This window comes from Microbacterium sp. Leaf203 (assembly GCF_001421275.1).
Lineage (GTDB): Bacteria > Actinomycetota > Actinomycetes > Actinomycetales > Microbacteriaceae > Microbacterium > Microbacterium testaceum_A.
Map to the genome: position 1 here is coordinate 589,944 of NZ_LMKF01000022.1, position 9,878 is coordinate 599,821.

General features: G+C 69.3%; 8 protein-coding genes. 4 read left to right on the forward strand and 4 right to left on the reverse strand.

The genetic code is table 11. The features are described from left to right. Positions 1-100: 100 nt before the first annotated feature. The 3 genes from ASE56_RS03985 (at position 101) to ASE56_RS03995 (ending at position 3,451) form a co-directional block, all read left to right on the forward strand. Complete coding sequence (locus ASE56_RS03985; RefSeq protein ID WP_056225209.1) at positions 101-889, forward strand: hypothetical protein; 789 nt, start codon at positions 101-103, stop codon at positions 887-889. A gap of 73 nt (positions 890-962) precedes the next feature. Then, positions 963-2,249: an adenylosuccinate synthase gene (locus ASE56_RS03990; RefSeq protein ID WP_056225212.1), complete on the forward strand. Its 1,287-nt coding sequence runs from the start codon at positions 963-965 to the stop codon at positions 2,247-2,249. After that, positions 2,249-3,451: a beta-propeller fold lactonase family protein gene (locus ASE56_RS03995; protein ID WP_056225215.1), complete on the forward strand. Its 1,203-nt coding sequence runs from the start codon at positions 2,249-2,251 to the stop codon at positions 3,449-3,451. The genes ASE56_RS03990 and ASE56_RS03995 overlap by 1 nt, the downstream gene beginning before the upstream one ends. A gap of 56 nt (positions 3,452-3,507) precedes the next feature. Here the strand turns inward: ASE56_RS03995 and ASE56_RS04000 are convergent, their stop codons facing one another. Genes ASE56_RS04000 through ASE56_RS04015 form a run of 4 tightly spaced genes read right to left on the reverse strand, consistent with a single transcriptional unit; the run spans position 3,508 to position 8,627 of the window. Further along, positions 3,508-5,460, reverse strand: a complete 1,953-nt coding sequence (locus ASE56_RS04000; RefSeq protein WP_056225218.1) for a glycoside hydrolase family 127 protein — start codon at positions 5,458-5,460, stop codon at positions 3,508-3,510. A 2-nt stretch (positions 5,461-5,462) separates the two neighbouring features. Further along, a complete protein-coding gene (locus ASE56_RS04005) occupies positions 5,463-6,371 on the reverse strand; it encodes a carbohydrate ABC transporter permease (protein ID WP_200914114.1) in 909 nt (302 codons plus the stop codon). 1 nt (position 6,372) lies between these two features. Then, positions 6,373-7,278, reverse strand: a complete 906-nt coding sequence (locus ASE56_RS04010) for a carbohydrate ABC transporter permease (protein WP_056225220.1) — start codon at positions 7,276-7,278, stop codon at positions 6,373-6,375. Positions 7,279-7,331: 53 nt separating this feature from the next. Continuing rightward, entirely contained in the window at positions 7,332-8,627 is a 1,296-nt protein-coding gene (locus ASE56_RS04015) for a sugar ABC transporter substrate-binding protein (RefSeq protein WP_056225223.1), read from the reverse strand. A gap of 161 nt (positions 8,628-8,788) precedes the next feature. On the opposite strand from ASE56_RS04015, the gene ASE56_RS04020 reads away from it, so the two are divergent. After that, positions 8,789-9,808 carry a LacI family DNA-binding transcriptional regulator gene (locus ASE56_RS04020; RefSeq protein WP_156371599.1) on the forward strand — a complete coding sequence of 340 codons (1,020 nt, stop codon included), beginning with the start codon at positions 8,789-8,791 and terminating at the stop codon, positions 9,806-9,808. Positions 9,809-9,878 lie beyond the last annotated feature (70 nt).

Here is a 9,878-nt window from a genome sequence, read left to right on the forward strand (position 1 = left end):
CCAGGCTAGTGAGTGGCCGCACGCGCGGGCAGGGGTTGCGGCGGGGCGGCCCGTGCGAGCGGGCCGCTAGGGTGGTCGCACCGCGACCCAGGAGTGCGCCGTGAGCTACGACATCCACGTGTTCGACCCCGCCGCCGCCGCCCCCCTCGGACGAGAGGCGCTGCGGGCATGGCTCGCTGGACCCGCCCGCGACGAGCAGCCCAGCGCGCTCATCACCCGGGCCGTCGGTGTCCTGCAGCAGTTCTACCGGCCCCTGTCCGAGGCCCCTGACACCCTGACGGAGGGGGAGCACTTCGCCGACTACGCCCCCGAGGGTGCGCTCCTGTCCCTCTCCGCGCCGTGGTACGACGCCGAAGACCTCACCGCCGTCGTCCACCGTCTTGCCACGGAGCACGGATGGGGCTTCGACGACGTCAGCGTGACGGACGGAATGCTCTGGCGTCCGGATCCCGCGCGTCAGGTCGATCCCACCCCCCTGGGGGGAGCGAGCCTGACGGTCGAGAACGGGGGAACCCATGCCGATCCGAGCCCCGCGCTGCTGGCGGCGTCGGTCGATTGGATCGCCGACCACCGCGGGCCTGCATTCGCGATCCTCAACCTCGGCGAGGACGACTACGTCCAGTACGCGGGTGGGCGCGACGGTCTCACCGTGGAGAGGCGCACGCCGGCAGCCACCCCGCCCGGGTTCCGGCATACGGTCGCCGCCACCTCGGCCAGCACCGCGGGCGACCTCGTCGATCTCCCGGGCGCGACGCGCTCGTTCCGCGTCCTGCCGAACGAGGTCCTGTCGGCTCCGGATGCCGTGACCCTGGTGCTCGCATCGGCGCAGGGCGCGAGCGTCCCGGCGTCGATCGCCTGGCACGACATCACGAGCACCTTCGGCGCATAGGGCGCGCGCGGGCCGTATCGGACCCGCTCGATAGGATGGGGTGTACCGCCGGAATCAGACGCGAGGAGCGCACATGCCCGGAATCGTGATCGTCGGCGTCCAGTGGGGCGACGAAGGCAAGGGCAAGGCCACCGACTTGCTCGGTGAGCGCACCGACTGGGTGGTGAAGTTCAACGGCGGCAACAACGCCGGGCACACCGTCGTCATCGGAGACGAGAAGTACGCGCTGCACCTGCTGCCCAGCGGCATCCTGTCTCCGGGGGTCACCCCCGTGATCGGCAACGGCGTCGTGGTCGACCTCGAGGTGCTCTTCAACGAGCTCGAGGCCCTCAACGCCCGCGGCCTCGACACGAGCCGCCTCAAGATCAGCGCCAACGCGCACATCATCACGCAGTACCACCGCACGCTCGACAAGGTCACCGAGCGCTTCCTCGGAAAGCGCATGATCGGCACCACCGGTCGCGGCATCGGCCCGGCCTACGCCGACAAGATCAACCGCGTCGGCATCCGCGTGCAGGACCTCTTCGACGAGAACATCCTGCGTCAGAAGGTCGAGGGTGCCCTCGACCAGAAGAACCACCTGCTGGTGAAGATCTTCAACCGCCGCTCCATCACGGCCGACGAGATCGTCGACGACCTGCTCTCGTACGCCGAGCGCGTGCGCCCGATGGTCGCCGACACCTCGCTCCTGCTGAACGACGCGCTCGAGGCCGGCGACGTCGTCGTCTTCGAGGGCGGCCAGGCCACCATGCTCGACGTCGACCACGGCACCTACCCGTTCGTGACGTCGTCGTCGGCGACGGCCGGCGGCGCCTCGACGGGTTCGGGCGTCGGTCCCAACCGTCTCGACCGCATCGTCGGCATCGTCAAGGCGTACACGACGCGCGTCGGCTCGGGTCCCTTCCCGACCGAGCTGTTCGACGAGAGCGGCGACTGGCTGCGCTCGCGCGGCTTCGAGTTCGGCACGACCACCGGACGCCCCCGTCGCGTCGGCTGGTACGACGCGCCCATCACGCGCTACGCGACGCGGATCAACGGCATCACCGACCTCGTGCTGACCAAGCTCGACATCCTCGGCGGGCTCGAGCAGATCCCCGTCTGCGTCGCCTACGACGTCGACGGTGAGCGCTTCGACGACCTGCCCGTCAATCAGACGGACTTCCACCACGCGAAGCCGATCCTCGAGTACTACCCGGGCTGGAGCGAGGACATCTCGACCGCGCGGGCCTTCGAGGACCTGCCGCAGAACGCGCAGGACTACGTGCTCGCGCTCGAGAAGATGAGCGGCACGCGGATCTCGGTCATCGGTGTGGGCCCGGCCCGCGACCAGGTGATCGTGCGCCACGACCTGATCGACTGATGCGGTTCTGGGTCGGCGCCTACGCCCCCGACACCGGGGTGGCCGAGGGCATCGGCATCCTGCAGGCCGGCGAATCCGACTCGCTCGGGGCCGGCGGTCCCCTCGGCATGGTCGCGACCGCCGCCGCCGTGCCGGGCTCCGCCTCGTGGGTGGCCGCGCACCCGTCGAATGACGACATCGTCTACGCCGCTGTCGAGTTCGACGGGACCGTGCAGGCGTTCCGACGGACCGCCGAGACCCGCCTGACATCTCTCGGACCGCCCGTCGAGGCGGGTGGTGCCGTCTGCCACATCGCGGTCGCGTCCGACGCCTCGTTCCTCGTGGCGAGCTGCTGGGGGGACGGCCGGATCGTCCGCATCGCGCTCGACGCCCAGGGTCGGCCGTCGCGCCCGGTCGTCGCCGCCGAGGCCGCGGATCCGCACGGGGCGGCATCGGACGAGGGCACCGTCTCGACCGGCGCCCGGGTCTCGGGCGCGGTGGTGCCCGACCTGGCCGCCGCGGCACGGGCTCTTCGAGACGCAGCCGGGGAGGAGTACTCCCACCTCGTGCCCGCGTACGACGATGTCCCCGTCACCGACGCCGAGTCGGAAGAGGCCGTCGCGGGAGCCCGCGTGTCGCGTGCTCACCAGGCGGTGTTCCTGCCCGGCGGCCTGATCGCGACGACCGACATGGGCTTCGACCTCGTGCGGTTCTGGCGCACGCACGAGGGCGGGCTACGGCTCGCGCAAGAGGTCGCCCTCCCCAAGGGCAGCGGTCCACGCCACGGTCTGTGGCATCCCTCGGGTCATCTCTACGTCGTGACCGAGCTGAGCTGCGAGGTCTTCGTCCTCGCGCCCGACCGCGCGGGACGGTGGCACCTCGTCTCGGGTCAGCCGCTGCTCGGCACCCTCGACACCGACACCGCCGCCGAGCTGTCGAGCAGTCGCGACGGGTCGACGCTGTACGCCGGCGTGCGCGGCAGCGACACCGTGGGCGTGCTCTCGGTGCGCGGGCACGGTGAAGAGCTGCAGCTGCTCGCTCTCGCCGAGACGGGCACCCGTTGGCCGCGACATCACGTCGTCGTCGACGACACCCTGCTCGTCGCGGGTCAGCTGGCGCACGAGATCGTCTCGCTGCCGCTCGATGGCCGCACCGGCATCCCCGGCAAGGTGCGCCACCGCACCCCGTCTCCGTCTCCGACGCGCCTGCTGCCGATGCGCTGAACCGGCGCCCCACTGCTGCGGGACGCCGGTTCAGCCTCGGTCGAGTGGACGCGCGCTCAGGCGATCGGCATCCATACCCGCATCGTCGACGGGCCGCGGTTACCCCAGTCGTGATAGGCGACGAGAGCGACACGTCCCGCGGCGGCGGGGGCCACGGTCGCCTCGGTGCCGTAGGGCCAGCCGTCGGGCGCGGGCCCTCGAGTGGTGACGCTCATCCAGACGCGTCCTCCGTCTTCGACCGGCGGGACGTCGGGAAGCACGACCACCTCGCCCACGTCGTGGCCGCCGTCGAGGTCGACGGATTCCAGGGCGAGCACCTCGGGTCCACGTTCCACGGCCACGCAGCCGCGGACGGCGTCGATACGCGGGTCGGGGACGACGACGCGGGGGGCCATCGGCAGTTCGAGCTCGACGACGTCACCCGCTCGGAAGGCGCGATGCACTCGAGCCCATCCCCCCGCAGTCGGTGCCTCCTGCGTCACTCCGTCGGCACCCTCGACGCGAAGCCGCGCGCCGTCTGCCCACTCCGGGACGCGCAACGACAGGGTCCAGGGCTCGTCCGCGCTGTCGATGACGCTCACACGGATGCTCCCCTCGCTCGGGTAGCGAGTAGCGACGTCGAGAGACACGGCCCTCCCCTCGGTGAGGGTTGTTCGAATCTCGCTCGGCGCGTACTGGTGGATCTGGATGCCGTGGTCATCGGCGGTCGCGATGTAGGCATCGAGGCTGGCCAGGGTGCGGGCCACGTTCGGAGGGCAGCACGACACGTCGAACCACGGCGCACGCAGCGATGAGGAGGCGCGCGGGGAGGTGGCGTCGGGGTCTGCGACGATGCCGGGAACGCGCTGGTGGAGTGTGTTCGCGTAGAAGAAGCTGCGCCCGTCGGCGGCCGGTGAGGTGGCCACGACGTTGAACAGCGTCCGCTCGATCAGGTCGGCGTACGCCGACTCTCCGCCTGCCAGAAGAAGACGCCACGAGAACATGACCGAGGCGATCCCGGCGCAGGTCTCGGAGTAGGCACGGTCCGACGGGAGCTCCCAGTCGTCGCCGAACGCCTCGTCCTGGTGATGCGATCCCTGACCGCCGGTGATGTAGGTGCGGCGTCCGCGCGTCCGCGCCCACTGCCGTCGCAACGACGTCAGCAGCTCGTGGTCGTCGCTCTCGACGGCGACGTCGACGGCACCCGCCGCGAGGTAGTTGGCGCGTACGGCATGGCCGCTCAACGCCTCGGCATCGCGGACCGGGACGTCGTCCTGGAAGTACCGGCGACCCCACTCGATGTCGGCGAGCGTCTCGTGCCCGCGCCGGGCGACGAAGAGAGCGGCCTGCTCGGCGTAGCGCGCGTCACCGGTCACGCGCGCCAACTCCGCCAGTGCGGTCTCCACCTCGGGGTGGCCGCAGAACGCCGGGATGCCATCGGGCCCGAAGACCTCGCAGACCAGGTCGGCCGCGCGCCGGGCGATGAGCAGCAGTCCGTCGTCGGCCCCGGGTCGCGTGCGCTCACGAGCCACCGCCGCCTGGAAGAGGTGACCGAGACAGTACAACTCGTGACCCCACTCGAGATCCGACCATCGGGGCTGCTGTCCCTCCCGTCCGAACTCGGTATTGAGGTACCCGTCGTCCTCCTGAGCCGCGGCGACGCGATCGACGACCGCCCGGAAGGTGGCCTCCAGGGCGGTGTCGTCGCTGCGGCCGATCTCCCACGCAGCCGCTTCGAGGTACTTGTAGACCTCGGAGTCGCTGAACTCCCGACCGCGGCGGCCGAGGGGGAGGGTACCGGCGGCGGCACGGTCGAAGTTGGGGAGCCATCCCTCCGACTCCAGTCGTCCGAGGATGTGGGCGAGGGTGTGCCGCGCGTTGACGCCCTGTCGCTCGCCCCAGAACCCGCCGGTGATGCGCACGTCGCCCAAACCGAGCGGGCGCAGCCGGGAGTGCGAGGGGACGACGGGGGCGGCGACGGTGCGGGCCGTGTCGGGGTCGAGGGGACGGGCGGGGAGAGTGGTCGACATGGTCATCCCTTGAAGGCGCCGGACATGAAGCCGCGCACGTAGTGACGTTGGAGGATCAGGAACAGCACGATGCACGGCAGCGCGAGCACGACGACACCGGCTTCGGTGACCCCGTAGTCGATGACGCCCATCGTCTGGCCGCGGAGGTTCGCCACCGCGAGCGGCAGCGTGATGCGCGATTGGTCGTTGATGAGGATCAGGGGGGCGATGAAGTCGTTCCACGCGGTCAGGAAGGCGAACAATCCCACCGTGATCAGCCCCGGTTTCACCGCGGGCAGCAGAACACGCCAGAGAGCGCTGAAACTCGTGCACCCGTCGACCAGTGCTGCCTCGTCGAGTTCGCGCGGCACGGACTCGAACGAGATGCGCATCATGAACATCGAGAACGGCAGTTGGAACATCGTCAGCACGAGCGCGACGCCCACGAGGGAATTCTGAAGACCGACGGCGTTGAGGATCACGTACAGCGGGATGAGGAGCGTCGCGTACGGGACCATGAGGATCGCCAGGACCGAGAGGAACAACAGGTTCTTGCCCGGGAACTGGAAGCGGGCGAAAGCGTATCCACCGAGGAACGACACCAGCAGCGTGAGAACCACGGTCAGCACCGAGACGAAGATCGAGTTTCCGAGGTAGACCCAGATGCCGGACTGGAAGTTCGACAGCTTCACGTAGTTGCCGAACCCCCAGCCCTCGGACTGCGTGGTGCCCGCCTGCGGGCTCACCGAGGCGACCCCGGTCCAGACCAGGGGGTAGAGGAAGATGATCGCGAGCGCCCCGGTGAACACCTTCGAGGGAACGCCCCACAACAGGCGTCCGGTGGGGCGACGGCGATCGCGGAAGCCGGGGGCGACGATCGCGCGAGTGCTTCCGGTGGCGGCCGCGCGGGGGCGGATGTCGGTCGTGGCCATCTCAGGACTCCTCGGGACGACGGAACGCGCGCAGCTGCACGACGTTGATGATGACCAGGGCGAAAAGGACGATCACCGACAGCGCGGCGGCGATGCCGAGGCTGTTCTGCCCCTGGAAGGCGATGTTGTAGATGAGCTGCACCACGGTCATGGTGCTGTTGTCGGGCCCGCCCTTGGTGAGGATGTAGAACTGATCGAACGCCAGCAGCGACCCCGTCACGCACATCACGGTGGTCAGGGCGAAGGTGGGGCGCAGCAGCGGCACGGTGATGTCGCGGAAGATCTGCCACCGCGAACCGCCGTCGATGCGCGCGGCCTCGTAGATGTCCTCGGGGATGCCCTGGAGGCCCACGAGCAGCAGGAGCATGTAGAACCCGGCGAAGCGCCACACGATGAGGAACACCGTGGACCACAGAGCCCCCTCCGGAGAGCCAAGGAAGGTGATTCCCCACGACTCCATGAGGTTCGAGAAGGGTCCGGCGATGGGGGAGTACAGCACGTAGAAGAGGAGGGATGCCGAGGCCAGGCCCAGGGCGCTCGGCAGCAGGAACGCCGTGCGGAGGAATCCCTTCCAGGCCGTGGACTCCTGGACGAGCAACGCGAGACCGAGACCGAGGCCGATCAACAGGACCGTGGTGATCACGGTGTAGAGGACCGTGAACTGCACCGAATCCCAGAAGAGACGGTGGGTCGCGGCATCCACGAAGTTCTCGGGGAAGTTGAGGCCCTTGTTGCCGCGCAGAAGCGGCCAATCCGAGCCCGACATCTGCAGGACGAGCAGCAGCGGGATGACGAAGAGGGCGATGACGAAGATCGCCGTCGGCGCGGCGTACAGCCAGCCCTGAACGGGGCCGCCGAGCGCGGAGCGCCCGTAGCGTGAGCGCCGGGATGAGGTGGAGAGAGCCACGTTGTTCCTTCCGGGGGTGTGGGGGTGCCGGAGGACCGGCACCCCCACGGGGATCACTGGGACAGGACCGCGGAGATCTCGTCGTTGTCGGCGTCGACGGTGCTCGTACCGTTCAAGACGGCGTTGCGCACGAGCGTCAGCCACGGGCTCCCGGGGGCGTTGAACGCCTGCTGGAAGTTCAGCGCCACGGGCGTCTTGCCCTTGCCGGCGACCTCGTTGATCGCCACCTGGCGGGGGTCCTTCGCCGAATACTCGTTGTTGGCGAGGTCGGAGCGGGAGACCGTGCTGCCGTCCTTCGCCAGCACGCCCACCTGGGCGTCCTCGGAGGTGAGCCACGACAGGAAGTTCCACGCCTGCGCCGACTGCTTGGAATCCTTCGAGATGCCGATACCGTCACCGCCGACGAACGTGGACTCGCCGCCGTCGACACCCGGGATTCCCGAGACGCCGGCGTCGAACGTCAGGCTCGACAGCAGGGTGGCGGGGAACGGCATGATGCCGACGTTCCCCTCCTGGAATCCGGCGACCCACGTGGCGCCCGTCTCGTCAGCCGAGCCGGGGGCGACTGCTCCCGACGCGTCGAGGTCCTTCCAGGTGGAGTAGACCTCCTTGGCGGCGTCGTTGTTCAACAGCGACTGCGTGCCGTCGGCGTTGAGGACGTCCTGGCCCGAAGCCCAGATCGACGGGAACCAGGTGAAGAGCAGGCAGCCGCCGCAGTTCAGTCCGGTCGAGGTGCCCGAGACCCCGGGCTTGTTCAGGGCCTGCACGGCCTTCGCGGTCTTGGCGAAGTCGGCGATGGTGGCGGGGGCCTTCTCGGGGTCGAGGCCGGCCTCCTTGACGAGGTCCTTGTTCCACATCATCACCGAGAGGTCGAGCACGAAGGGCAGCACGTGCTCCTTCCCTTCGAGCGTGCCCGCGTCGAGGTGACCCTGGTTGATCGTGTCCTTATAGGAGAGCCCGTCGATCTGGGCCGTGATGTCCTGGAACAGTCCCTGCTCCACCCAGTTGGGCACGTAGACGATGTCGGCGGCGAAGAGGTCGGGCAGGCCGCCGGAGCCGGCGGCAGCGCCCACCTTGGCCACGTAGTCGTCGTTCGGAACGACGGTCAGCTCGACCTGGTTCTTGTGGCTGGCGTTGTACGCCTCGACGAGCAGCTTGGCCTGCTTCTCGAGGGGTGCGCGCGTCCACAGCGTCAGGGTCGTGCCGTCGTCGGTGCCTTCAGCGGGGATGTCGGCCGGTGCAGTGGTGGTCGAACCGCCCGAGCACGCGGCGAGGCCGCCGACGAGTGCGCTCGCGGCCAGGATGGCCGTCGCGGCCCGAAGGGCGAAGCGGCGCCGGGATGGGGTCATTGCAGTCTCCTCTAGCTCTTCATTGAGCGGATGCGACATTCGGGGTCGGCACCGCTTTCAGGGCGGGAAATCGAAATAACCGAAATCCCTTTCGGGACGGTAACGTGAGTTCTGCCGATCCGTCAAGACGGCAGAAGATCACGAAAACGAAACGGATGCCGATGACGACAGATCCCGTGCGTGCCGCCACTCTGAGCGATGTTGCGCGTCGCGCCGGCGTCTCCATCGCCACGGCGTCCAAGGCTTTGAACGGCCGGGGCGACGTCGCCGCGGGGACGCGCAAGCGCGTCATGGAGGCGGCCGCCGAGTTGGCGTTCACCCCGAACGCGATGGCGAGGGGGCTCCTTGCCGGTCGCACGGGGACGGTGGGCCTGCTGACGAACGACCTCGAGGGTCGCTTCGTCATCCCGATCCTCATGGGCGCGGAAGACGCCTTCGGCGCCGGTCAGATCAACGTCTTCCTGTGCGACGCGCGCGGCGACGCCATCCGCGAGCAGCACCACCTGAGGGCCCTGCTGAGTCGTCGCGTCGACGGGATCATCGTCGTCGGCCGCCAGACCGACCCCCGGCCCTCGCTCGGGCAGGAACTCCCCGTCCCGGTCGTGTACGCCTACTCGCCCTCCGACGATCCTCGTGATCTCTCCCTGACGCCCGACAACTACTCGGGGGGGCGCCTCGCGGTCGAGCACCTCCTCGCGTGCGGTCGCCGGCGTATCGCCCACATTTCCGGCGATCCCTCCTATGCCGCCGCGCAAGACCGCCTGGCCGGGGCGCGGGCGGCGCTCACGGCCGCGGGCCTCGACTTCGTCGGTGAACCGATGTTCGCGGCGTGGAACGAGCACTGGGGCCGTGACGCGGCCGCGATGCTGCTGGAGCGGCATCCCGAGGTCGACGCCGTGTTCTGCGGGTCCGACCAGATCGCCCGCGGGGTGCTCGACACCGCCCGCGATTTCGGCCGTGACGTGCCGGGCGACCTCGCCGTGATCGGCTACGACGACTGGGAGCTGCTCACCGAGAACGCCCGCCCGCCCCTCACCAGCATCAACGCCAACCTCCAGCAGCTCGGCAGGCAGGCCGCGCAGCGGGTTTTCGATGCGATCGACGGGGTCGATGTCGGAGCCGGCACTCACCCGATGCCGGTGAAGCTGGTCATCCGGGGGTCGACGATCGCCCACCGCTGAGGGCGCGGCGGTGGGCATTTTCGGGATATTTCGAAATCTACGAAAACCATTGCGAAACTCTCAGGTTCCT